Source organism: Psychrobacter sp. UBA3068 (assembly GCF_002366815.1).
GTDB lineage: Bacteria > Pseudomonadota > Gammaproteobacteria > Pseudomonadales > Moraxellaceae > Psychrobacter > Psychrobacter namhaensis.
The window spans coordinates 1-26460 of the sequence record NZ_DFBY01000045.1 but is presented as its reverse complement, the minus strand read 5'-3'; the positions used below and the strand labels follow the sequence as shown (position 1 = coordinate 26460).

General features: G+C 46.1%; 16 protein-coding genes. 10 read left to right on the top strand and 6 right to left on the bottom strand.

The genetic code is table 11. The features are described from left to right. Window positions 1-47: 47 nt before the first annotated feature. Entirely contained in the window at window positions 48-1712 is a 1665-nt protein-coding gene (locus tag B2P60_RS10425) for an AMP-binding protein (protein ID WP_286741245.1), read from the bottom strand. Window positions 1713-2156: 444 nt separating this feature from the next. Between B2P60_RS10425 and B2P60_RS10420 the strand changes: the two genes are divergently transcribed. Together B2P60_RS10420 and B2P60_RS10415 are read left to right on the top strand one after the other, a co-directional pair. Beyond that, window positions 2157-4289, top strand: coding sequence for an NADPH-dependent 2,4-dienoyl-CoA reductase (locus tag B2P60_RS10420; RefSeq protein WP_286741244.1), 2133 nt, complete (start codon window positions 2157-2159; stop codon window positions 4287-4289). A 443-nt stretch (window positions 4290-4732) separates the two neighbouring features. Next, window positions 4733-5938, top strand: a complete 1206-nt coding sequence (locus B2P60_RS10415; protein ID WP_286741242.1) for a serine hydrolase domain-containing protein — start codon at window positions 4733-4735, stop codon at window positions 5936-5938. Window positions 5939-5970: 32 nt separating this feature from the next. On the opposite strand, the gene B2P60_RS10410 is transcribed toward B2P60_RS10415, so the two are convergent. Continuing rightward, window positions 5971-6975, bottom strand: a complete 1005-nt coding sequence (locus B2P60_RS10410; protein WP_286741241.1) for a lipoate--protein ligase — start codon at window positions 6973-6975, stop codon at window positions 5971-5973. 308 nt (window positions 6976-7283) lie between these two features. Here B2P60_RS10410 and trpB point away from each other — a divergent pair, with 308 nt between their 5' ends. The 3 genes from trpB (at window position 7284) to B2P60_RS10395 (ending at window position 10998) form a co-directional block, all read left to right on the top strand. Next, window positions 7284-8510, top strand: coding sequence for a tryptophan synthase subunit beta (trpB, locus tag B2P60_RS10405; protein WP_286741239.1), 1227 nt, complete (start codon window positions 7284-7286; stop codon window positions 8508-8510). A 145-nt stretch (window positions 8511-8655) separates the two neighbouring features. Next, entirely contained in the window at window positions 8656-9552 is an 897-nt protein-coding gene (locus B2P60_RS10400) for a DMT family transporter (RefSeq protein ID WP_193006286.1), read from the top strand. Window positions 9553-9894: 342 nt separating this feature from the next. Then, entirely contained in the window at window positions 9895-10998 is a 1104-nt protein-coding gene (locus tag B2P60_RS10395) for an alkene reductase (RefSeq protein WP_230708770.1), read from the top strand. 123 nt (window positions 10999-11121) lie between these two features. Here the strand turns inward: B2P60_RS10395 and B2P60_RS10390 are convergent, their stop codons facing one another. Together B2P60_RS10390 and B2P60_RS10385 are read right to left on the bottom strand one after the other, a co-directional pair. Then, a complete protein-coding gene (locus B2P60_RS10390) occupies window positions 11122-12123 on the bottom strand; it encodes a pirin family protein (RefSeq protein ID WP_286741237.1) in 1002 nt (333 codons plus the stop codon). A gap of 118 nt (window positions 12124-12241) precedes the next feature. Continuing rightward, complete coding sequence (locus B2P60_RS10385; protein WP_193006289.1) at window positions 12242-13525, bottom strand: NAD(P)/FAD-dependent oxidoreductase; 1284 nt, start codon at window positions 13523-13525, stop codon at window positions 12242-12244. 452 nt (window positions 13526-13977) lie between these two features. Between B2P60_RS10385 and acs the strand changes: the two genes are divergently transcribed. The 4 genes from acs to pgsA all read left to right on the top strand — a co-directional run bounded on the left by acs (window position 13978) and on the right by pgsA (window position 19084). Next, window positions 13978-15939, top strand: coding sequence for an acetate--CoA ligase (gene acs, locus B2P60_RS10380; protein WP_286741236.1), 1962 nt, complete (start codon window positions 13978-13980; stop codon window positions 15937-15939). 346 nt (window positions 15940-16285) lie between these two features. Beyond that, window positions 16286-17533 carry an NAD(P)/FAD-dependent oxidoreductase gene (locus tag B2P60_RS10375; RefSeq protein WP_286741235.1) on the top strand — a complete coding sequence of 416 codons (1248 nt, stop codon included), beginning with the start codon at window positions 16286-16288 and terminating at the stop codon, window positions 17531-17533. A gap of 3 nt (window positions 17534-17536) precedes the next feature. Further along, a complete protein-coding gene (locus B2P60_RS10370) occupies window positions 17537-17998 on the top strand; it encodes an MgtC/SapB family protein (RefSeq protein WP_198334891.1) in 462 nt (153 codons plus the stop codon). Between the two features lie 399 nt (window positions 17999-18397). Then, window positions 18398-19084, top strand: coding sequence for a CDP-diacylglycerol--glycerol-3-phosphate 3-phosphatidyltransferase (gene pgsA / locus B2P60_RS10365; RefSeq protein WP_193006293.1), 687 nt, complete (start codon window positions 18398-18400; stop codon window positions 19082-19084). Between the two features lie 176 nt (window positions 19085-19260). On the opposite strand, the gene B2P60_RS10360 is transcribed toward pgsA, so the two are convergent. Then, window positions 19261-19755, bottom strand: a complete 495-nt coding sequence (locus B2P60_RS10360) for a pyridoxamine 5'-phosphate oxidase family protein (RefSeq protein ID WP_193006294.1) — start codon at window positions 19753-19755, stop codon at window positions 19261-19263. A gap of 619 nt (window positions 19756-20374) precedes the next feature. Here B2P60_RS10360 and purL point away from each other — a divergent pair. Beyond that, window positions 20375-24391: a phosphoribosylformylglycinamidine synthase gene (gene purL, locus B2P60_RS10355; protein WP_286741234.1), complete on the top strand. Its 4017-nt coding sequence runs from the start codon at window positions 20375-20377 to the stop codon at window positions 24389-24391. A 262-nt stretch (window positions 24392-24653) separates the two neighbouring features. Here purL and B2P60_RS10350 read toward each other — a convergent pair. Then, on the bottom strand, window positions 24654-26460 hold a 1807-nt coding region (locus tag B2P60_RS10350), incomplete at its 5' end, for a hypothetical protein (RefSeq protein WP_422662603.1).

Below are 26460 nucleotides of genomic sequence, written 5' to 3'. Positions count from 1 at the left end.
TTTTGTTGAGTGATCATTCAGTGTTATTAACGCTTAATAATAAAAGTTTACTTAGCGCTGGCCGTCACTTTTGGGGTTTCGTGTGCCAATGATTTGGCCGCTTGGCGCAGCTCAAACTTTTGCACTTTACCGGTGCTGGTTTTGGGTATTTCCGCAAAAATAACGTATTTGGGCACTTTAAATCCTGCTAAATGCTGCTTGCAGTGCTCCATCACGTGATCGCGCTGTAAGGTGCTACCGTCATGGATTTCGATAAAGGCCACTGGTACTTCGCCCCATTTGTCATGCGGTGCGGCGACAACGGCACAGCTTTGGATCTCAGGCATTTTGTATAAGACGTTTTCGACCTCAATACTAGAGATGTTCTCACCGCCTGAGATGATGATGTCTTTCAGTCTGTCCATAATTTTGATGTAGCCATCAGGGTATTTAACCCCCAAATCCCCCGTCCGGAACCAACCATCAGCGAAGGCCTCTTCGGTTGCTTTACGGCTTTTTAGGTAGCCTTTCATCACCATATTGCCACGCAGTGCCAACTCGCCCATCTCTTCACCATCAGCAGACACAGGTTCAGTGGTGCCTTGCTTAAACACTTCAAACCCTGTCATGAGATGAGAATTCATACCTTGACGTGATTTTTTTTGCGCGCGAGCGGTGACATCGAGCGCATCCCATGCTTCTTGCTCAGCGCAGACGGTGACAGGTCCATATACTTCGGTGAGACCGTAGACGTGAGAGATGTGAAAGCCCATCGCTTCCATGGCAGCAAGCATAGTTTCAGAAGGCGGTGCACCAGCGACCCAGCCCCGCACTTTATGGTTAATCGCTGCTTTATATTCAGGCTTACCGCCCGCAATCATATTGTGTACCACTGGCGCTGAGCAATAATGGGTCACTTTGTGCTTGGCAATCAATTGTAAAATCAAATCAGCGTCAATTTTACGCAAGCAGACGTTGACGCCCGCCCGTTCAGCGATTGTCCACGGGAAACACCAGCCGTTGCAATGAAATAGGGGCAGCGTCCATAAGTACATGGGGTGTTTTGGCATATCCCAGTCAAGGATATTGGATACGGCGTTGAGTGTCGCCCCGCGATGATGGTAGACCACGCCTTTGGGTTTACCTGTGGTGCCAGAAGTATAGTTCAGAGCAATGGCATCCCACTCGTCCGATGGTTTTTCCCAATTGTCCAAGCTGTCAGAGCTGGCAACCAATTCTTCGTAGCTCATTTGTCCAAAGCGCTCAACATCAACTGCGGCATCTGTCGCATGAATGACAATTAGTTTTGGAAATGCTTCAGCGATCATTTCAGCGTGCTCAGCAAACTCGCTGTCTAGTATTAACACCTTAGCTTCTGAGTGCTGTAAGCAAAAGCTTAGCGCGTTGATATCGAGGCGTGTGTTTAGAGTACATAACACGCCGCCTGACATGGGAACCCCAAAGGCGCATTCGACCATCGCGGGTGTGTTCGGCATCATGACTGCCACGGTGTCGTTTTTATCAATCCCTAATTTACGCAGACCATCTGCCAATTGCCGACAACGATCGTAGGTCTGTTGCCATGTTTGTGTCAGATTATTGTGCGCTAGGTCGTCATAGACGATGGCAGTTTTATCAGGATACACCTGCGCGCTGCGGATGATAAAATCGATCGGGGTGAGCGGTTGATGATTGGCAGCGTTTTTGCCGAGACCTGTGTGAAAATCTGTCATGGGATAGTCCTTTATCTTGCGTTTATAATTCGGTGAACACGCTATCAACTTGCTATAAAAGGCAGAGTCGCTGTCTGTCACGGCTTTTAAGCCACTGACACGACAGGATTGAGACGACAGTTTGCTGATCTGTTTTGTCGCAATCTAATAGGGGGTTCACGATAAATATTTGCCCGTCCATTATAGACAAAGCCATATGAAAAGCGAGTATGTTTTTTAGTGCTTGCTGATATCCGCTAACCTGAGCAAGTCGCTTGACAAACATAGTGCTCACTCATCAGTCGCTTGTCTGCGTAGCTGTTAATAATAGCGTTGTGTTACGATGACAGGAACGCTAAATCCTATAGCCTGTTTAGGGCGTATCCCCAACTCAATCGATAATTATCTAAATAGACTAAACATGAGCACACCCGAGTCTCACAACCCATTCATAAGGAAAATGATATGCCAGCCAGCCAAGCCAATATGATTGATACCGCTCGCACCAACGAACACTATCCGCATTTGTTTGAGCCGTTAGATTTGGGCTTTACCACGTTAAAAAACCGTTTGGTCATGGGTTCTATGCATACAGGCCTTGAAGATCGTTTTTATAATTACGGTAAATTGGCCGCCTATTTTGCAGAGCGTGCCAAAGGTGGCGTGGCCATGATGATTACTGGCGGTATCTCGCCCAATCGCGAAGGCTGGTTGCTCCCTGCTGGTGGTACCATGAATACAAAAGCTGATGTGATCAATCATCAGCGTGTCACCCGAGCGGCCCATAAATATGACAGCAAAATCATCATGCAAATCTTGCACAGTGGTCGTTACGGCTATCATCCATTTGTGGTGTCAGCCAGTCCGGTAAAGTCTCCAATCTCGCCTTTTAAACCGCGTAAGATGAGCATCAAAAATATTGAGCAAACGGTCAAAGACTATGCGCGTTCAGCACGTTTGGCCAAGCAAGCAGGTTACGACGGTGTCGAAATCATGGGCTCTGAGGGCTACTTGCTCAATCAGTTCTTATCGCGTCACGTGAATAAACGGACTGATCAATATGGTGGCGATATTCAGGGTCGTATGAAGTTTGCTGTCGATGTGGTGAAAGCGGTGCGCGAAGCAGTGGGAGAGGATTTTATTATCCTGTTTCGCTTATCCGTGATTGATTTGGTCAAAGACGGCAATGTCATGGACGAAGTGATCACCGTTGCCAAAGCCTTGGAGACGGCGGGCGTGACCATCATGAACACAGGTATCGGCTGGCATGAAGCGCGCGTACCAACCATTGTGACGAGCGTGCCGCGTGCCGCCTTTGTTGACTTTACCGCTGAAATTAAAAAGCACATCAATATTCCTATGATGGCGGCCAACCGTATCAATATGCCAGACACAGCAGAAGATATCGTCGCCAGTGGTCAGGCGGATATGATTCAAATGGCGCGTCCGTTCTTGGCTGATGCGCATTGGGTCAATAAAGCCAAAAACGGTCAAGCCGATCGCATCAATACTTGTATCGCCTGTAATCAAGCCTGTCTTGATCATACTTTTGAGCATAAGCGCTCGACCTGTCTGGTCAATCCGCAAGCGTGCTATGAGACTGAATTGGTCTATAAAAAAGCCAAGAAACCGAAAAAGGTGGCGGTCATCGGTGGCGGTGTCGCTGGCATGTCGGCGGCGCACGTGGCAGCGCTGCGCGGTCATGATGTGACGCTGTTTGAAGCCAAAGATATCTTGGGCGGGCAATTTAACTATGCCAAAGTTATCCCTGGTAAAGAAGAGTTTTTTGAAACCATTCGCTACTATATCAATGAGCTTGAACACTTAGGCGTTGAGATTAAACTCAATACCAAAGTCGATAAAGCCATGTTAGAGAAAGCCAAATTCCATCATGTCATCGTCGCTACTGGCGTCGTACCTAGAAGCCTAACCGGTAAGCTTGAAGGGGCTGATTTGCCACAAGTAATGAGCTATGCAGAGTTGCTCTCTGGTGAAAAATCTGTCGGCGATACCGTGGCCGTCATCGGTGCTGGTGGTATTGGTTTTGATGTCAGTGAATATCTCACGGCGCGCCACGGCCAGCCACTTGATGAGTTAGGTCCTGAGCTGTTAAAAGATCCAAGCTACCGGCCAAAAGCCCAGTCGGTTAGCGAATGGCGTGAAGAGTGGGGCGTGACTGAGGACACTGATTATCAAACCGATGGAGGTCTGACGAAGCCTGAAGCCATACAACCGATCCGCCAAGTCTATCTCATGCAGCGTACCAAAGGACGCTTGGGTAGTGGCCTCAATAAAACCACGGGCTGGGTACATCGTGCCCATGTCAAATCGCACGGTGTCATCCAAGTATCAGGCGCCCAGTACAACAAAATCACCAACGAAGGGATTTGGATCACCAATAATCAAGGTCAAACCCAACTGCTGCGTGTCGATAGTGTCGTGGTCTGCGCAGGTCAAGAATCAGTGGTTGAGCTGATGCCAAACGTCGGTGATGCACCAAACGCGCAATATCATCTAATCGGCGGTGCAAAACTGGCCGCTGAGCTGGACGCCAAACGCGCGATTCGTGATGGGGCAGAAGTGGCGGCTCAGATTTAAGGGTTAACTTGAAGTTTGAAGTTAAGAGAATCAGACGGTAGGGGAGCAATTTCCTGCCGTTTTTTTATATCTGCGTTTCTAGTTGGGCTGCGGATTACCGCATTGAAATTACTATCAGTATGCTAAAAACCCTTGCGTCAATCTCAAGCATCAGCTTTGACAGTATGACTGGTAATATTAACCATAATTATAATCAGCGATATATTCATGAGTAACGTGATGTGAAGGGTATTTAGAGAGTTGGAATGATCGAAAATTGACTCTGCAGGCAATATACTAGGATGCTACTCAGATTCTACTATCTTTGTTAAAAAAGAGGGCAAAAGTGGTGCGGAGATGGTTAGAGACAAAATCTATATCATGGATTGGAAGGATGCTTTGCATCTTTTAGATTTTGCGGGTAATTTGATTAAATGACGAATGCTTATTAAAAGGACTTAGCAATGATAGTGTTAAAAACACTCTTTAAATGGGTCGTTTTACCTATTTTAGCCCTACTTATTCTTATCAGTCTGGGTTTAGTGGTGAGCGGCAATGCTTATATCTTTCGCGGCTTACAGCTCACTTATCTTAAAGGTGAAAGCACTGCCAATATAGACGATTATAAGGATTTTGATAATCGTACTATCCGTGCAAAAGACAATATTGCTTGGGATAGAGTCGCTAATTTTGAGCAAGTCAAACTCACGCCTACCTTACAAAACGCCTTAGATACCGATGAGACCGTGGCCTTTGCCATTATCAAAGACGGCAAGCTACTGTACGAGAATTACTGGCAAGGCTACAGCAGTGATTCGCATACCAATAGCTTTTCGATGGCAAAAACAGTGACGACCATGCTGTATTTAAAAGCGGTAGAGGATGGCTATATTGCTAGCGTCGATGAACCGATTACCAAATGGTTGCCTGAATACACAGACAATAAGTACGCGCAGCATTGTACCCTAGCGGATTTATCCGCGATGACTTCAGGCTATGATTGGACCGAGGACTACTATTTTCCTATTAATCCAACGGCTGAATCTTATTATGGTCATGATTTAGTTAAGCAGATGGTCGATCGAGATTTTGTTGAAAAATGTGATGGTCAGTTTGAATATTCATCAGGTGATACGCAAATGCTTGGCATTGCTTTGTCGCGTGCGTTAGAACCTCACGGTTATACTCTCTCTAGTTACTTAGAAGAGAAGTTTTGGCAACCCTTAGGCATGAAAGGCGACGCTTACTGGTCGCTTGACGGCTCAGAGAGTATCGAAAAAGTATACTGCTGTCTAAACGCCCATGCTTTAGATTTTGCCAAGTTTGGGCAGTTATTATTGAATGGTGGCGAGTGGCAAGGTGAGCAACTACTCAGCAAAGAGCACGTTGACTTTATGATTACTCCTAATGCAGCGGCCTTTGCAGCTGGGCAGGCTCAGACATACGGCCACTCGGTATGGACGGATATGGACAGCCCAGTTCCGTTCTATGCCATGCTTGGCCATTTGGGACAACGGGTTCTAGTGCTACCGGAGGAGAACGCTATTATTGTCCGACTGGGCAAGCAAAAAGGCTTACCCACTCCAGTAGAAGGCTTTCATTTAGAGCCGGATTTGGGGCAGTATGTCACTGAAGTCAAAAAAATATTGGTTGGATTAGAAGAAGGATGAGATTGCTTATCTGACAGGCAAACTCAGTAACTCTAACCTTCCATCTCAGAAGCCAACCATTTCTCAACATCTTCCACCTGCGCTGCCAATTCAGGTCGCGCTGTTGCTAATCCGTCAAGTTTGTCTTTGATCTCTTTCTTATTGTATTTAGCACCCGTTAATGTCTCTTTGAGCAGATCAATCAATTCAACGTTTAACGCATCAGAGAAAATAACGACCTCGCTAACCACTGCCTGCTTCACATCAAGGTGCAAATCGATAATGCCCCAATCAAAGCGCGTCTCGATGTGATGGCTAAACTCAGGGGTTTTGCCAAAGCGCCACTCCCAGTCTGCCATTTGCTGATAGTAGGTATTGAGCGCCGGCTGCTTGGCGAGGCTCGCTTCATCGAGTTCTTCTACTGGCGCAGTGTCACCATAATGTTCACAAAACGCCTCGATGATGGCATCGGATAACCTCTCGTGATTGATGTCTTCGTTAAACTCTTTTAGGTTGGCAACGCGCGCACGTACAGATTTGATGCCTTTGGCTTTGAGTTTTAGCGGATGTGGATTGAGATAATCGCCCAGCTTTTGCATGTTGGCATTGACCAATAATGTCCCGTGGTGGAAGCTGCGATCCGCTGCATGTTTAAAAGCGCTGCCTGATATTTTCTTATCACCGACCTGCATGTCGTTACGCCCAGATAAATCCGCCTCTATGCCTAACTTCTTTAGCGCATTGATGATGATGGTAAAGTTTGCGTCTTGGTCGTAGCTGTCTTTAGGCGATAAAAAGGTAAAGTTGGTATTACCCAAATCATGAAACACCGCGCCACCGCCGCTCTGGCGCCGCGCCAAAAAGATATCATCTGCTTCCATCTTATCAATTTTGCATTCCACCCATGGGTTTTGCGAGCGTCCAATGACCACGGTTTCGCTGTTACGCCATAAGAATAGGGTGTGTGAATTTGCGTCAAGTGCTTGAAAGATCCAATCCTCGGTGGCGAGGTTAAACCAAGGGTTGGTAACGCTTGATTTTAAAATGCGTAGTTTCATTATTTATTGTCCTTTTTAGGGAGTGTCTTTGATTTAGGGTTTATCAATAGGCTTATGGTGCGGTAACGCTATTCTTACCGAAGCGAGGCTTTAATTCAATGGCTGTCTGGTAGAGAGATGGTTTGGCGTGTTAGTGGCATAGGTGCTATTTCTTATACTGAAACTTGACCTGCTCTAAAACTTACCTTAAACTCTGTTTCAATGTACTAGAACGTAAATACATCAAAATATTTTTATCATCAAACATGCTAAACAATACGGCAAAAGTGCCAATATTAATTCTCATTTTAAAATAATAAGGCTTAACTATGACGAAGCACAATACAGCCAATAGCTATGGGTTACATCAATCAATCCTACCAAGTAACGACGGTTTATATGGCGAGTTTGGTGGCAAAATCGGCCATCCTGAGCTTGCCAAAGCGATGGCCGAAATCGAGACAGGTTTTCGTGAGATTATCAAAGAGGATGACTTTATCGCCGAGATGAAGCGTTTGCGTGAGACTTACGTTGGCCGCCCTAGTCCGATTTATCATGCCCAGCGTTTGAGTGAGCACTGCGGCGGGGCGCAGATTTATTTTAAGCGGGAAGATTTAAATCATACTGGCGCGCACAAGATTAATCACTGCTTGGGTGAAGTGCTATTAGCCAAGAAATTAGGCAAAACCAAAGTCATTGCCGAGACGGGCGCAGGGCAACACGGCGTCGCATTAGCAACGGCAGCGGCCTTAATGGGCATGGCGTGTGAGATACACATGGGTGTTGTCGATATTAAAAAAGAACACCCAAATGTGAGCCGTATGAAAATTTTGGGTGCCAACATCGTGCCTGTCTCACGGGGCGCAGGGACATTAAAAGAAGCGGTCGATAGTGCCTTTGAGACGTACCTAAACGAGCTGGATACCAGTATGTTTGCGATTGGCTCCGCATTGGGGCCTGCGCCATATCCTGAGATGGTCAGCTATTTTCAGTCTGTGGTCGGGCACGAAGCGCGGGAGCAGTTTTTGGCGACCATGGGCAAGCTGCCTAATAAAGTCGTGGCTTGTGTGGGTGGTGGCTCGAACGCCATTGGGATGTTTAGCGGGTTTTTGGCGGATGACGGCGTTGAAAAAATAGGCGTTGAGCCAGCGGGCGAGGGTTTAGAGACGCCCAATCATGCTGCCACTATGTCGCTGGGTGTGAAAGGGGAAATCCACGGTTTTAAATGTTACGTCTTACTGGATGAAAAAGGTGAGCCCGCCCCTGTGCACTCAATCGCCTCGGGTCTGGATTACCCCGGCGTTGGTCCGCAGCACTCACATTTAAAAGATTTACAGTTGGCCACTTACGAGTCGGCGACAGACAGTGAGTGCTTAGAGGCGTTTATGGCGCTGTCACGACTTGAGGGTATTATTCCGGCTCTAGAGTCGGCGCATGCCATCGCCTATGCCATGAAAGTTGCCAAAGATATGTCGGCAGATGAGACCATTTTGGTCAATTTATCGGGCCGCGGCGATAAGGACATTGACTTTATTTTGGACAAGGTTGATTTATAGCCAAAAAACCTACGATAAATACAGAAAATACCATACCCATTGAGCGTTTAAAAAGTTATCATCGTGGTTTTTTTAGCCCATGCCACTTTTATGACTGAGCATTTTTTATAAACAAATGCCGTCCAACGCTTGATAGGATGTACCCATGACCAACCGTGACCTCATGATTTTTTTAACGCTGTCCTTTATGTGGTCGCTGTCTTTTATTTTTTATCGTATTGGCGTGCCTGAGTTTGGCTCCTTAGCCTTTGCCAGTCTGCGGGTAGTATTGGCGGGGCTGACCATGTTGGTTTTTGTGTTACTAAAGAAGAAAAACAGGCAGGGCATTCGTGATAATTGGAAAGTGTTGACGCTGGTCGGTCTGTTTTCAGCAGCCATACCTTTTATGCTGTTTGCCTTTGCGGCACGCTCCGTCAATGCTGGGGTATTGGCGGTGCTCAATGCCTCTGTACCGATGATGAGTGGCTTTATCGCCAGCACGTTTTTTAAAGACAGACTCTCAAAGAAGCAAATTCTTGGTTTGGTTATTGGGATTGTTGGTGTGGTCATTTTGATGAGTGAGAGCTTATTTGGCGAGCAGAGTGCGACTTCAGGATCTGGGTTATTACCGATGGGCTACGCACTGCTGGCTTGCGTGGGTTATGCCGTGGGCGCAAACATCACCAGAAATTACTTGGACAATGTCACGCCAGTGGCGATTACCGCAGGCTCGCTCATTATTGCCAGTGTTATCATGCTACCCATTGCGTTGTATGAGTTCCCTTATGGCAAAAGCATCAGTCTCACGGCTTGGGTTTCTGTGATTTGTATCGGTGTGTTTTCGACGGCTATCGCTCTGATCTTTATGAATCAGCTGATTAAAAGTATTGGCCCGATGCGGGCGACCAGTATCACGCTGGTCATTCCTATTTTTGCGATTATTTTGGGTTACTTATTGCTTGGTGAGGCCTTGGACACGCCAGCGATTATTGGTTCGGTGGTGATACTGTTTGGCACCTATCTGTCTTTAGAAATTTCGATTAAAAAGATGCTGACCTCATAGGACGTGTGTAAGTTTGGTCTCATCTAACTCAGCCTAACTCCTCGAAAAACGTCGTAACCGCCACTGGGTGCCAAAAAATACCATTAGCATGAAACCGGATTGATTTTATTAGCTTAATAGCCTTATAAGGAGTGATAATTAATCGCTACTTAAATACCAAGGATGTGCTTAAGTCAGTGTTTTTGTTTGTAAATTTGACTTGGAATAATAACGTTTACCCCTATAAAGATCACGGCTTATTAATAGCGGATTGATTCAATCAGAGCCACAAAACTGACCGCTATTTCCAAAAGATTAATAAACCTATTGCTAGCGTTTTATAACAACAAACAAGGCTTTTTTATGGCACACGATAACTTATTTGAACCCGTCAAAATGGGCACCCAAGCCCTAAAAAACCGCATCATCATGGCACCCCTGACCCGTCTACGCTCGATCGAGCCTGGTGATGTACCGACCGCCCTTGCTGGTGAATATTACTCACAACGCGCTGGGGCCGGACTGGTTATTACTGAGGCGACGCAGGTTTCTTTTCAGGCAAAAGGCTATGCAGGCGCGCCTGGTATTCACACTCAAGACCAAGTCACTGCGTGGAAAACCATCGTTGATAATGTCCATGCCAAAGGCGGCAAGATCGTTGTACAGCTATGGCACACCGGTCTGGTGGCGCACGAAAGCGTACAGCCTGATGGCCAAGCGCCAATTTCTGCCTCTGATGTGAATGTTGGTGTGCGCACCTCGCTACGCGATAGCGACAATCAGGCCATTCGTGTTGAGGCGACGCCGCCACGTCCGGCGACGCTTGATGAGATCAAGCAAGTGATTGCTGATTTTGCTCAAGCCACCAAAAATGCCAAAGAAGCCGGTTTTGATGGGGTAGAGATTCATGGGGCTCATGGCTATCTCTTGCATCAGTTTTGGGTTGAGCAAACCAACCAGCGTGATGATGAGTATGGTGGCAGCCGTGAGAACCGCGCGCGCTTAACGCTGGATGTCATCGATGCTTGTGTGGCTGCTTGGGACGCTGATCATGTCGGTATTCGTATTTCACCGCTTGGTACGTTTAATAATGTAGAAGCGGGCTATAATGAAGACGAAAATATCTGGATGATCGAGCAGATCAATAAACGCGGTATCATGTATCTGCATTTGTCAGAGCCTGATTGGGCAGGAGGCACGCCTTATAGCGATGCGTTCCGTCAGCGCGCCCGTGATGCTTTTGGTCAATTGATTATCGCGGCGGGCGGCTATACGGCCGAAAAAGCGGAACAAAACATCAAGGCAGGCTATATTGATGCGGTTGCTTTTGGTCGTGACTATATTGCCAACCCTGATTTGGCTGAGCGTATTCGTACAGGGGCGCCGCTTAATGAGCAGCATCCAGAGTCATTTTATGGTGGCGGTACTGAAGGCTATACCGACTATCCATTTTTGGATCAGGCGTAATCGCTTATCAGCCACTATTCAGGGCTAATGTGTAACATCCTGAGCATACAAGTAAAAAGCCCCCTAACTATCATAGTTAGGGGGCTTTTCTTATGTAGAAACAATTACCGAGACATTGATCGCTTAACAAACTTCTTCGTTTGCAAACTTCCCCGTTTGATAATCACGAAACGTTTGGCGCAGCTCTTCTTGGGTATTCATGACAAAAGGGCCATGACCGGCCACTGGTTCCCCAATAGGCTCGCCGCTGAGCAACAATAGCTTGACAGGCGCTAGCGTTTGCCCGTCAGCAGTGGTGCGGGGGTAATGTAATTCAATCGTATCGGTAGCAGGGCAGGATGCGTCAGAGGCTTGCTTGTTTTGAGCGTCTAGGCGGCTTTGAGAGGGCGCTGCAAATTGAATCAAACGGCCTGCATTTACTCGTGTGCCATTGACCAGCAATTCGCCTTCTTGCACTAATAAGAGCGTATTATGGGTGCTGGGGACGTGCAGGGTCGTCGCTCCAGCGGTATGCAGCTCGATATCCCACACATTAATGGGCGTAAACGTACTGGCTGCCCCTGTGACGCCGTGCCAGTCGCCAGCGATGATAGCAGCCTGACCAATCGGCGCTTGATGGTCAGCGTCACTACTGTCTATCAGCTCGATGATAGGCATCTCGGCGCGCTTGATGGATTGATACTTTGGCGCGGTAAGCTTATGGGCGCTTGGCAGATTTACCCACATTTGCACCATACTAAAAACGCCACCGCGCTGACCGAACGCCTCTGAATGAAACTCCTCATGCAAGATACCGCGCCCTGCGGTCATCCACTGTACATCACCTTCTAAAATATCACCGCGGCCACCCGTTGAGTCTGCGTGACTGATTTCGCCTGAATAGGCAATAGTGACGGTCTCAAACCCTTTGTGTGGATGCTGCCCGATGCCGTGCGGCTGCGACTGATAATGAGGGTTGGGTGCAAAGGTGGTTGGCGTGCCGTAATCGAACAACAAAAATGGATCAGTGTGACTATAATTAAAATTTGGGTTATCCTCAATATGATTGATAAGGGTTTTTACAAAAAAACCATCCCCTACCCAGTGTGGCGCTTTGTCACCATGTATATTTTTAATTGGACGCATTGCTCATCTCATCAGTCTAAGTAAAACAAATATCAACAACTCAACAATATTTAGTAATTCTACAGTAAAATCGACTTATGTTCTATTTTTTCTACAATGACCAATGCATGCTTTAGCGTTAGACGACTTCACCACTGACAAAACCACTTGCCCACGCCCATTGAAAATTATAACCGCCAAGCCAGCCTGTAACGTCAAGCACCTCGCCGACAAAGTACAATCCCTCTTGCAATTTGCTTTGCATGGTTTTAGAGGATACCTCATCGGTTTTGACACCGCCGCGCGTCACTTCCGCTGTGCGATAGCCCTCTGTACCAGAAGGTTTTAGTTGCCAGCCGTTGAGAGTGGTGCCCAGCTCAAGCAGCCGCTCATCTTTAATATTGGCAAGTTCCGTGTCTTTTATATCGTCCCATAGTTGCGTTTGCAGTGCTGCCAGTAGTTTTTTGGGTAGCGCGCTGTTCGTATTTTCGGTCAGTACCGTACGAATCAGTTGTCTTGGGTGCGATTTTTTGTGCGCAAGCAGCAGCGCGGTCACATCGGTCTCTGGTAGTAAATTGATGCTGATGGTTTCGCCCGTATGCCAGTAGTTTGACAGCTGTAGCATGGCAGGGCCGGAGAGTCCGCGGTGGGTAAATAACACTGGCAATTTAAAAGAGATGCGCTCGTTACTGGCAATCACGGGCAGACTAATACCCGCTAGCGATCGAATCAGCTCGCCTGTTTTATCGGTAAAGGTAAAGGGTACTAAGCTTGCGTCAGTGGCTATCAGTGTGTGGCCAAACTGTTGTGCCAGCTCATAACCCAAACCGCTTGCCCCCATGGTGGGGATAGACAGCCCGCCCGTAGCGACGACTAACGACTCACAGCTATAGCTGACTTGAGAGGGTTTAGCCCCACTCGCCATGTCTTTTTTATTGAGCGCCTTACTGGTCGCTAACTGGAAACGGGTGTTGTTATCCCGCTCGACAGTGTTGACGCTGTCAATTTTGGTGTTGAGCCGTACTTGTACACCGACTGCGCGGCATTCATCAAGTAGCATGGTCAAAATATCTTGTGCAGAATCATCACAAAAAAGCTGTCCGTGTTCACGCTCGTGATAAGGGATCTTATGACCCTCAACCATAGCAATAAATTCCCAACTGGGATAACGACTGAGCGCAGATTTGCAGAAATGAGGGTTGGTGCCGATAAAGTGCTCAGGCTCAACAAAGTAATTGGTAAAATTACAACGGCCACCGCCTGACATGAGAATTTTTTTACCGGCTTTATTGGCATGGTCTAACACCAGTACGCGCCGACCACGCCGACCGGCCGTGAGCGCACAGTATAACCCGGACGCGCCCGCGCCGATGATGATGACATCATAGTGAGTGAGGGGTGGGGTGTTGTGATGATTACTCATTGTGGTCTCGTAAAATGACAGGTATAAAAAGGTAAGAATAAAGCCAATAGCGTATGTTAACCATTGCTTATGTTAAAAAGTCAGATTGGGTTGATCGTTTTAAGCGATAACGTTTGTGTAGCTATTGTCCATATTTCATATCAGGTTACAAGGGTTAAATTTGCCAGATTCAAATGTTAGCCCAACTCAGTCTTGGTAGCCACGATATTGAGGCTGAAGTAAAGGAGGTGTTTAACCTCGTTCTACGGTCATAAGCGGCCGCGCGTTACCAAGTGTACACCTGTGCAGTGAAATTGTTATGATTGGCGGTTGATGTCTTGCAACCATCCTGCTTATTTGTCACACTACTGATAGGTGTTACACGTTATGGAAGATGACTCTTATTACCGGTACAGACAGTCGTTATCGACGGTTGTGAGTACAGTTTGTAATAATTAAAAAGGATGAGCACTATGACACAGAAATCATTTCCTATTGCCGCCGAGTTCCTCGCTGCTGCCAATACGGCAGCTGAACAATACGCCAAAGAGTATGAGCAGTCGATCGAATCGCCTGACTCCAATGCAGCCTTTTGGGCGCAACGTGCCGAGCTGATTGATTGGATAAAAAAACCCACCAAGATCCGCGATGTGAACTATGATTTAGACGATTTTCGCATCAAATGGTTTGAAGATGGTGAGTTAAACATCTCTACCAACTGTCTTGATCGACATGTCAAAAAAAATCCCTACAAGCCCGCCATTATTTGGGAAGGCGATCATCCCTCACTCCATAAAATTATCTCTTTTAAAGAGCTGCATGAAGCGGTTTGCCGCTTAGGGAACTCAATGCGCAAGCTTGGCGTCAAAAAAGGCGATCGTGTGACGCTATATATGCCGATGATACCGGAGGCGATGGTTGCGATGCTGGCATGTGCTCGTATTGGCGCGGTGCATTCCGTGGTCTTTGGGGGTTTTTCTGCTGAGAGCTTGGGCAATCGTCTGATAGACAGCCGCTCAAAAATCGTCATCACTGCTGATGAAGGCATACGGGGTAACAAGCGTACGCCGCTCAAAGCCAATGTCGATCGGGCATTAGATATGGATGGTACGGACAGCGTTACCAATGTCATTGTCGTCCATCGTACGGGTAACTCTGTCCCCATGAGTGGCCGCCGTGATGTTTGGTATCATAGTTTGGTGGATGGGGAATCGGTACATTGCGAGCCTGAAGTCATGAATGCTGAAGACCCGCTGTTTTTATTATACACCTCGGGCTCTACGGGCAAACCGAAAGGCGTGGTGCATACAACTGGTGGCTATATAACTTATGCCCTCTCAAGCTTCCGAGATGTCTTTGATGTCAAAGACGATGACATCTACTGGTGTACAGCAGATGTAGGCTGGATCACAGGCCATACTTACTCAACCTACGCGCCGCTTGCCAATGGCACGACGACCGTGATGTTTGAGGGGGTGCCAGAGTATCCGACGTGGGCACGTGTTGGCCATATTATTGATAAGCACAATATCACGATTTTATATACGGCACCGACGGCGATTCGAGCGATGATGAAAGAGGGCGATGCGTTTGTTCGTGAGTCGGATCGCTCAAGCCTACGCTTACTTGGGTCAGTCGGTGAGCCGATTAATCCAGAGGCTTGGGACTGGTATTATAACGTCGTCGGCGACGGCCATTGTCCTGTCGTCGATACGTGGTGGCAGACCGAAACTGGCGGTATCCTAATGGCACCGATTCCAGGTGCGGTGGCTCTCAAACCGGGCGCGGCGATGAACCCACTATATGGTATCAAACCAGAAATCATTGATCGCGACGGTACGGTATTAGAAGGCGCTGCTGAAGGTAACTTGGCAATTAATAGTAGCTGGCCGGGACAGATGCGGACGATTTACAATGACCATGAGCGCTTTTTGCAGACTTACTTTAGTGAGTATCCAGGCTTTTACTTTACGGGTGATGGCGCCCAGCGTGATGAAGATGGCCATTATTGGATTACGGGGCGGGTGGATGATGTGCTCAATGTCTCAGGCCATCGTCTGGGTACCGCAGAAATAGAAAGCGCCGTGGTCGCTCACCCTGCTACGGCTGAGGCCGCTATTGTCGGTATGCCACATGAGATTCGCGGTACGGGTATTTGTGCTTTTATTATCCTAAAATCTGGTGAAAACGAGACGGAGTCACTAAGGGCTGAGCTGAATCGACATGTACGTGCTGAGATTGGTCCGATTGCCAATCTAGACACGATCCATATTGTCAATGCGCTCCCAAAAACGCGCTCGGGGAAAATCATGCGCCGTATCCTACGTAACCTGGCGGCAGGACAATATGTGGGGCTGGGCGACTTATCTACTTTGGCTGATAGCTCGGTGATTAACAAACTGGTCGAGGTGGTTAAGGCTGAGCGTGGGGAATAGGCTAAGTCGCTGACAGTTTGGTTATACCTCATCAAAGGCTATTATTAAAAACTGTCGCTAAAGTCTGGCCTTAAAGCCTCACGGTTAACCTTAAAAAAGCCATGTTACTAGCGATAGCATGGCTTTTTTACGTAGATGATATTGCTATACCAGCGGTTTCAAGGTTCAATATTATGTAAAGCAAACCTACTTTTATCCATAGTCGTTTCAACATAAGTTGGATACAAGGAAGACGAGTGAAGGTACTACAAATAGTAGACTAATCGAGTCTGACATCGTATCCGATTTATAGGAAATTGACTATACATTCAATTTTACTCAATGCTCTATAAGGCCCACTGTCATTATGTCCAATTATGCACCGCGTCCTGCTGATACCACCTCACCAAAAATCGCTATCATCGGTGGGGGGGTGACGGGACTATTTACTGCCACCTTACTAGAGCGGGCGTTCCAGCAAGACCAACCTCAAAACCCTACGGCAAACCACAAGGCAAAAGATAGCCCAGCTATCTCGCGCATTCCGCAAATTACCATTTTTGAGAAGTCACGCAGTGTTGGGCGGTTGGCGACGCGTTATCGTACCAAGAGCCAGACAGCTACTAGTAGTCCGCAACATTGGCAATGGGCATTTGGCGCGCAGTTTTTTACTGCCAAGACCGCTGATTTTCAGAAATTCATTGCGCCTTGGTTAGAGACTGGGTTGCTCCAGCCGTGGTGTGCGCAAGTGGTCAGCTTAACCCCCATCAATGACGAGACTCAATCACCTGACATCCAAGATAAAGAGCAATGGAATACCACGCAAGCTCGCTATATCAGCACGCCCAAAATGACCAGTTGGGGACGGGTGTTAGCCGATGAATTGGGACATACCACCATAAAATTTCAGACGCGTGTTGCACCATTGAATCAAGATGCCTACGACCGTGTGAATAAAAAAACCGAACTGTTTGATGACAGTGGCGCCAGTCTCGGCTGGTTTGATTGGGTCATTTGTACGGTACCCAACGGACAGGCTGCCGAGCTTATGGCAAATAGTGGCTTTGGACTGCAAACAAAAATCTCTAAACCGAAAATGTTGGCGTGCTATACCTTGATGTTAGGCTGGGATCACGAGCAACCATTGCCTCAGGCTATCAGCCATCAGACGCCCAATTGGGATGTGGCTTACGTGAGTGACTCGCCCCTAGACAGAATGTTTATCGAACACCAAAAGCCTGCGCATAATAAATTACTACCAAGTATGACTATTCACGCCCGTAATGATTGGTCAGAAGCGCATGTCGATGATGATATTGAAGCGGTAAAAGCGCACCTACTACAAGCCGCACAGCAAGCACTAAATTGGCGTGCTGACAGTGCGCCCACTCAAATTGATTGTCATCGCTGGCGTTATGCGGCAACGATGTTGGATACTGACAGCCGAGACAATGATGAAGTACTAGGTATTTTGCTGGATCAGGAGCATCATTGGATCGTGAGTGGTGATTGGTGCGGGCAAGGTAACATTGAAAGCGGCTACCAGATGGCACAAAAAACGGTAGAAGCCATGGTTTCTACAATGAGAGTGCTGCCTGTTAAGGGAGGGAGGTAAACCATGTTTGGGTTCGATATAGATTTAGAGCTGATGGGCTATCACTTTTTTCAACTGGGCGTTGCCTTTATCCTCTCATTACCGATCGCTCTGAACCGTGAGATGAAAGACAATGGGGCAGGACTCAGAACATTTCCATTAGTCACCATCGCCTCGTGTGCCTTTATGCTGGTGGGTATGGATATTTATGAATCTGCAGGTGAAGCGAGAATTATGTATGCCATCATCACGGGCATGGGCTTTATCGGTGGTGGGGCTATTTTTAAAAATGAACAGGGCTCAAAGGGCACAGCGACGGCAGCCAGTTTATGGAATACGGGCGCTATCGGTATTTCTGTGGCATACAATCGTTACGAGATTGCTATTATACTCTCGGTTGTTGGCTTCTTAATCCTGCAATTTTCAGAACCGTTTAAGAAAGACGACAAACTGCAGGAGACGGGAAATGAGGACAAAAAATCTTAAGGATTGACAGTCATAATTTAGTCAAAAAAAAGCCCACAGAGGAGGAACTGTGGACTGAGGAAAACTTAACAGGTGATAAAACCACAAGTAAGTAGATAAAAATTTATTATTCTTACCGTAAAGATAGTGGCAAACGCTCAGAATTCAAGAAATTCTTACATCTGCTTACAAGTTCTAGTGTACAACTGTATTGAGGTCATCTGGGGGTCATAGATATCAGTGATGAAAATGGCGGTTAAAACAGAATAACGGTTAAGGCTGCTTTAAAGAAAAAATCCGGCAACCACACAAGCTGCACAAGATTGCTAGTGTTGAGGAAGATGCAGAGATGGCATGACGGCATCTGTGAAAAATGCTAAGCTAGCAACATTCTTACGTCCACTATAAACTGGGTTTGCCATGACCGAGAGTACACATCTGCACACGCCAGAGCAAAAACCGTTACCAGGGCAAAGTGAAAAAAGTATTTTTAATTTGCCTAATAACCTCACGATTGCACGTATCTTAATGATTCCGCTGTTTGTAGCGATTGCCTATTGGCCACCTGCCATGGGGATTGGCATGCCTGCCATCTCAGACAATGTCATTGCTCGAGTAGGCATGAGTGAGTTTAGTGATAGCTTATTGCGCCATTTGCTATTGACGGGTGTTTTTATCATTGCGGCCATTACCGATTGGCTTGATGGCTATTTTGCCCGTAAGCTAAACGTGGTGTCTGCCTTTGGCCGCTTCTTAGATCCGGTCGCTGATAAGCTGATGGTGGCGGTAGCGCTGATTGTCTTAGTACAATGGCATCCCAATATCATCATGGCGATAGCCGCCATTGTGATTATTTCACGTGAGATTGCTGTGTCAGCGCTACGTGAATGGATGGCGGAGTTGGGCAAAAGTACCAGTGTCGCCGTCTCTTATGTTGGCAAGCTTAAAACGACGTTTCAAATGATAGCGATCACCGTACTGTTACTCAACTGGCAATCGCTTGAAACGATTGGCTATGTGTTGATGGTTGCAGCCGTTATTCTCACCTTGTGGTCAATGCTGATTTACTTAAAAGCAGCATGGCCGTATCTAAAGCAGAGTGGCTAGCCCTAAGGTGATGGGACGTAGTGTTAAGAGAGCAGAATAAAAAGTATCATATGAGAAAAAGAGAAAACGCCAGTCGCATGAGCCACTGGCGTTTTTTATGAGATCTCACTTCGTTAGACTAAAAAATAGTGCTATCTAACTTACTTAACTTATTTACAACTTAGTTATTTAGCTGATTAAAGAGTGACTGAGTTGTTTTCACCCAAGTTGGTCGCTTTTTTGCCTTCCATAACCGCAGCCGTGGTCATTTTAAACATATTGGCAACCGAGCTGCCACTGAGCCAGTATTCTGCCCCGTGTGGCACCACTTTAATCAGTTGGACATTTGGGTCCTCTTTACCTTGCTCATAAAAAGCGTTGTAAACTGGCGACCATAGCTCATCAAGCTTGTCTTGGTCATCGACCAGCTCTGCTTTACCGTTGATTGAGACATAGTCTTTGGCATCTTGACTGACATACGCCAAATTCACTTGCGGATTTTGCTTAATGTCTTTGACGGTTTCAGTCGTTTTATCCCCGATGAACCAAATCTCTTTTGCCCCAAGACTGGTCTCACTCGTCGTCATCGGGCAAGCATGTAAATGATCTTCGTGTGTGCGAGTGGTCATCATGGCAAACTTAACGTCTTTTACCAACTCTTGGACTTTATCGATATGGTCTTGTCTACTCATAGGAACTTCCTTTTTTATAATGATTGGATGGTGTTCATTGAATCTGAATGCTTTAGAAAAATAATTTTTGTTCAGAAAAAAGTGCTAATGGCTTAAAAGTTAAAAACAAAGTTAAAAACTTAAGGAGTAAAAACAAACAGCTCATCGGCAACTGGTTTCTAGAATACCGATTTGTAGCAGGCTATTTATATAGGCGCCCAGTAATGCGATGTGAGTGTTTGTAAGGAATATAAGGGTTAAGTAAAAATTGTGACGCCATCCCCTTCATCCTAAGTTTTAAAAGCCTTCATGGTTACAGGCGACGTACCTGAATAAAGGAGTGAGGGTGGCTGATTGAAGTTTTCTATGCCTCTGCCTGTAACGACGTCGCAAGGTGAGAGAACTTATAGCAGTAAAGCGCTTTTATAGACCGAACTGCTTTGGTGTAAATGGATGAAAACAAGCGTCATATGAAGCAGGCGTACTGCGGTATTTTATTTGGATCAAATAGTGGCGTGACGACGATCCTTTCAACAATTTATCTTGGTTTAGACCTGCTTCTTATATGGCTTCTTGTTATAATACGCAGACCATTTACTTAGCATGGCAGTGATGCCTTGATCTTACGGATTATGCCTTTATGATGACCATCGCCGGACAACCGTTACTTACCGATTTTCAGACGCAGCAACTCATCAGTCAATTTCAGCAAAAAACCGAGTTAAATGTTAGCCAAATCCATACGCAGCAGGTGTATGTGCTATCACGCACGCTCTCTGGTGATGAGCATAAAAAAGCGTTGAACTTGTTTGGGATTCGTGACCGCATTGAGCTTGCAGCGCCGCAAGACAACCAACGACAAGTCATCGTGAGTCCGCGTTTTGGTACGATTTCGCCATGGGCCAGTAAAGCGACCGATATCTTTAACAACTGTGAAATTAAGATCAATCGCGTTGAGCGCGTCATTGTTTATACGCTAACGCTTGATAATACAGCGGCCGATAGTGTGGTTGACAAAAAACTGCCCGCTGCTGCTGAGCAATTATTGTTTGATCGTATGACCCAAAGTCTGGTCTATGACTTAAATGACGTGAATAAACTGTTTGATGACGAGCCGCCAGCATCGCTCCATCATATCGATGTCATCGGCCAAGGTCGTACGGCGCTAGAGTCAGCCAACACGGCATTTGGCTTTGCGCTATCAGTTGAAGACATCGACTATCTGATGAATGCGTACGTCAATGAGTTGGGTCGTAACCCAACGGACGTTGAGCTGATGATGTTTGCACAGGCCAACTCAGAGCATTGCCGTCATAAGATCTTTAATGCCCAGTGGACCGTTGATGGGGATGTGCAGCCAAAATCACTGTTCCAAATGATCAAAAACACTTACCAGTCAAACCCACAAGGTATTTTGTCGGCTTATAAAGACAACGCCGCTGTGATGGCTGGATCTGATGGTATGCGTTTTTATCCTATCCCGACGGACGCGATGGATGCTGATTCAATCCATCCTTATAACTTTCATCAAGAAAATATCGATATCTTGATGAAAGTCGAGACGCATAATCACCCAACCGCGATTGCTCCGTATTCAGGGGCGGCGACAGGTGCTGGCGGTGAGATACGTGATGAAGGCGCAACGGGCCGCGGCGGTAAGCCAAAAGCGGGTCTGACAGGCTTTCACGTGTCACATTTGCACATTCCAGAGCTGGCCGAGAAGTGGGAGCAGTCCGGTCAATTGAGCACGCAAGCGTATGGTACGCCTGATCGTATGGCCACCAGCCTTGAGATCATGACCGAAGCGCCATTAGGTTCAGCCAATTTCTCAAACGAGTTTGGTCGTCCTAATCTGTGCGGTTACTTCCGCAGCTTCCAGCTGGATACCTCTGCGGCAAAAGATGGCAGCGAGATGCGTGGCTATCACAAGCCCATCATGCTGGCAGGTGGCTACGGCAATATCAAACGCAACCTCATTGAAAAAAATGCCATTCAAAAAGGTGATTTATTAATCGTCCTTGGTGGCCCTGCGATGCAGATTGGTTTGGGCGGCGGCGCGGCTTCTTCTGTCGATAGTGGTGAGCTTGATGAAGGCTTGGACTTTGCCTCAGTGCAGCGTGACAACGCTGAGATGGAGCGCCGTTGCCAAGAAGTTATCGATCGCTGCTGGGCCTTAGCTGGTAACGATGTAGACACGAGTAATAACAGTAAAGACGGCAACCCAATTGTCTCACTACATGACGTAGGAGCAGGTGGTCTATCGAATGCCATGCCAGAGCTGGTCAATGACCATGAAATGGGCGCGCATCTGAACTTGCGTAAGATTCCATCATTAGAAGCGGGCATGTCGCCAATGGCCATCTGGTCAAACGAAGCGCAAGAGCGTTATGTGCTGGCGATTCGTCCAGAGAGCAAAGATCAGTTTGATGCTATCTGTGCCCGTGAGCGCTGCCCATATGCGATCTTAGGCGAGGCAACGGATATCCGTCAGCTGGTTGTCAATGATGAATTGCTCCCAGAGCAGCCTGTTGATATGCCAATGCAAGTATTGCTCGGTGGTACGCCAAAAATGCAGCGTAGCTTTGAGCGTAGCGACAATACATTACCAGCATTAGAATTGGGTGATGTTAATCTAGCTGAATCAATCACCGATGTCTTGCGTCACCCAACGGTGGCGAGCAAATCATTCTTGATCAGCATTGGTGACCGCTCGATCACAGGTATGGTCGTGCGCGATCAGTACGTGGGTCGCTATCAAGTGCCTGTATCAGACTGTGCGGTGACCGCATCTGGTTTGATGGCGATTGACAGTCAGCCCATGAGCGGGGAGGCGATGAGTATCGGTGAGCGTACGCCTGTTGCCTTGATCAGTCCAAAAGCCTCTGCACGTCTGGCCGTGGGCGAAGCGATTACCAATATCGCTGGCGCGCGTATCGCTCAGTTGTCTGATATCACCATGTCAGCGAACTGGATGGCTGCATGTGGCGATGATGCAGAAGACGCAGCCTTGTTTGATGCCGTACATGCTGTCGGTGAAGAGCTGTGTCCAGCCCTTGGCATTGCGATCCCAGTTGGGAAAGACTCGCTATCGATGCGTGCCAACTGGAGTGACGAGGACGCTGATAATCAAAACCAAGACAAATCAGTCGTGTCGCCCATGAGCTTGGTCGTGACGGCGTTTGCCCCTGTCGTTGATGTGGCAAAAACCCTAACGCCTGAGCTGATCAATGGTGACAGTGCGTTTTACCGTATTGACTTGTCCAAAGGTAAACTGCGTCTGGGCGGCTCCATCCTTGCGCAAACCCTCAGCCAGCTTGGTAATGACTGCCCAGATCTTGCGCAGCCAAGCGACTTAATCGACTTCTTTAACTTTATCCAAGCGGGTAACGCGCAAGGCGTCATCAGCGCCTATCACGATATCGGTGACGGTGGCCTGCTTGCCACCATCGCTGAGATGCAATTCACCAGCCGCCAAGGCATCAAGCTGGCATTGACCGATGACAACTTACTTGGTCAGCTGTTCAGTGAAGAGCTGGGCGCGGTCATTCAAGTATTGCCAGAAAACGTCGCGGCGCTCATGCAATTGGCAGAAGAGTTTAACGTCAGCGATATGCTGAGCCTCGTGGGTCAAAGCTCGGAAGAAGACAGCTTATTGATCCAAACGCCATCACGTATGGGTGATGACACCTTACGCTTTAGCCGTAGCGAATTGCAGCAAGCGTGGACGCAGGTCAGCTATCAAATCGCGCGTCGCCGTGATAATCCAGCGTGCGTACAGCAAGAGTATGACTTGATCAGTGATGCGAGCCATAAAGGCCTGATCGCTACGCCAAACTTTGATCTCAATCAGAAGGTGGAAGAGCCATATTTAGCCAGTCGTGAGACTCAACCAAGAGTCGCAATCCTGCGCGAGCAAGGCGTCAACGGTCAGACAGAAATGGCAGCAGGCTTTACGCAAGCGGGCTTTGAAGCGGTCGATGTCCACATGAGCGATCTACTCAGCGGCCGCATCAATCTACGTGACTTCGACGGTCTGGTCGCTTGTGGTGGCTTTAGTTATGGTGATGTCCTCGGTGCAGGCTCTGGCTGGGCGAACTCTATCTTGTTCCATGACGAGTTACGCATGCAGTTTGTGCGCTTCTTTGCCCGTCCTGATACCTTTAGCCTTGGCGTCTGTAACGGTTGTCAGATGATGGCGCAGCTCAAAGATCTGATCCCAGGCGCGGAAAATTTCCCACGTTTTATCGCTAACAAGTCAGCACGATTTGAAGCGCGTACGGTCAACGTAAAAATCGAGCGTACCAAGTCGATCCTATTTAAAGGCATGCAAGATAGCATCTTGCCAATCGCCATCGCTCATGGTGAAGGCTATGCCACGCTAGACAGTACTGAGATCGACGGTATGGCAAAACACGGTCAGCTAGCGATGCGTTATGTCGATAGCCAAGGCCATCCAACTGAGACGTACCCGCTCAATCCAAACGGTTCGCTCGGCGGTGTCACGGGTCTATGTAGTACCGACGGTCGCGTCACTATCATGATGCCGCACCCTGAGCGTAACTTGAGTGCGTATAACCACAGCTGGAAACCAGAAGCGTGGGATGAGGACGGCGCGTGGATGCGTATGTTCCGTAATGCGCGAGCTTGGTTAAGATAGACTAAGTTGGTTTAGAGTATTGTTGTAAGCATAAAAAAGGTGAGCGTAAAGCTCACCTTTTTTGTGTTTGAGATTTAGGTATTTAAAGATAGTGGGAGCCAATCCTGCTTTTCGCTACTATCTTGGTCATCCACTGGGGCGGTGGCTAAGGCTATAGGCGTTCCAACATTCGAGCGACCACCTCTAGCCCAGCCTTCGCAGCCCAGTGACCAACCAAGTATATCCGCTACAATCAGGGCTAAAACGCACCTCCTAATATACCTTATTTAGAGGAAGGTTCATGTAATTTGTTTAAGCGTGTGAGGTCTATGGGTGTAAAGTTCTTACCAGCAATATAGGATTCATACCACTTGGGGTATTTATCTTTAGCATAGTTAATGATTATATCTTTTAATACATTATAAGCTTCATCATAATCCTCAAATTTTGAAGTTATCATATTATTAAAAATTTCATACAGTTTTTTATTAGCTATTTCTACTATGTTATTTTCTATAACCACAAAAGGAAATACAATAAAATGTCTTTGACTCACCTCTATTTTGATAAATTGAAATAGATTTTTGTTTTCAATACTTAACGATAAACTCTCTTTTATATCCTCAATTGCTAGTAAGTTATGAGTTAAGTTTTCTCTATAATTTATAGAGCTTAGCTTGTGGGTATAAGTACTCAACCTGTGGGTATAAGCTTTCAAGATATCGTTTAGATTGAATTTTGAGTTTTCAAACATGGATTCAGAAAAAGAAACTTCGTCAAACTCGAATGACCTATAAAATAAATCATTTTCTAAGTCTTTTTTGGAGAGTAAACTACCAAAAGATGGTTTTTTATGTAGGTAATATATATTAAAACCATAATCATTCAAAATTTTTCTAAAATTTCTATTAGTCATTAACTTGTCAAATACTCTAGATTTTAAAATCTCTATTTCTTCTACTTTGACTAATTCCAAATATTCAGTATTATCCGAGTCATAAGTAGTTATTTTTTCCTTATTTAATAGGTCATTAATAGTATATGTATCGCTAATTTTAAAACCCTTCCAAGTATCATTTGTACTGAAGTCGTTAAGTTTAAGGAAAAGAGAGTTTTTTCTTATATTTCCATCAAATAGCTGGATTGAATCATAATCTTTATGTTCAATGGAATATAACAATTTACCATAAGACTTTAAAAATTTATCTTTTACAATATTTATATCTTTTACTTCATCGCGACTGAGAGTCACTATATCTTTAGTATTAGAGCTATATATGTCTATAATCAAATGAAATAAACCATCTAGTAGAACGCTTTCTCTAATATTGGTTGGAAAGTAGTCTATACTATATGTACTACTATGATTCAATATTTGACCTTTGTAGAAAGTAATAATACTTTTTCTAGACCTCGAATTTATAAATCTAGTTAAAGATTTTCTATCGTAAGCTTCACCATACTCTAGCAACAGAGGCTTTATAGCTGATTGTTTTTCATCATCCCAATACATATTACTTCTATTTAATATTACTCTATTATCTATATTTTTTGAAATAGGACTGTTAAATTTTAAATTTGAGTTTAATTTAAAACTGACTGTATTGTTGTTTACATTTCTATATATTGATTGAATTTTTCTCAACACTACTAATTCATCGCTATCGTATTCATAATAAATTCTACTCTCAAATTCCTCCATCAAAAATCTATCGTTTTCAAAAACACTATTGTTTTTCATTCTTACATTAATGATTAATTTAGTACCATAATGATCTAAGTCATCTACTTTCTCTATAAAACAGTATCCTGCTTTGCCAGACAAAGGAGAGTTTAGTTCTACTTTTAAACTTTCATGAGTGAGGCGAATTTTTGTAAAGAGAATTATTTTTTGCTTTTCAACTGGTAAGTCTTTCATAAGTAGAAAAGCACTATGAAGGCCAATACCAAACTCACCTGACGGTTGCATCCATTCTGGCATCTGACGAATAATTTTCTGTTTCTCTTTATTATTTTTAGAACCAGCAATTCTTTGCATATATTCAAGATCTTTACGGGAGATACCCATATAGTCAATCCAAGATAAAAGA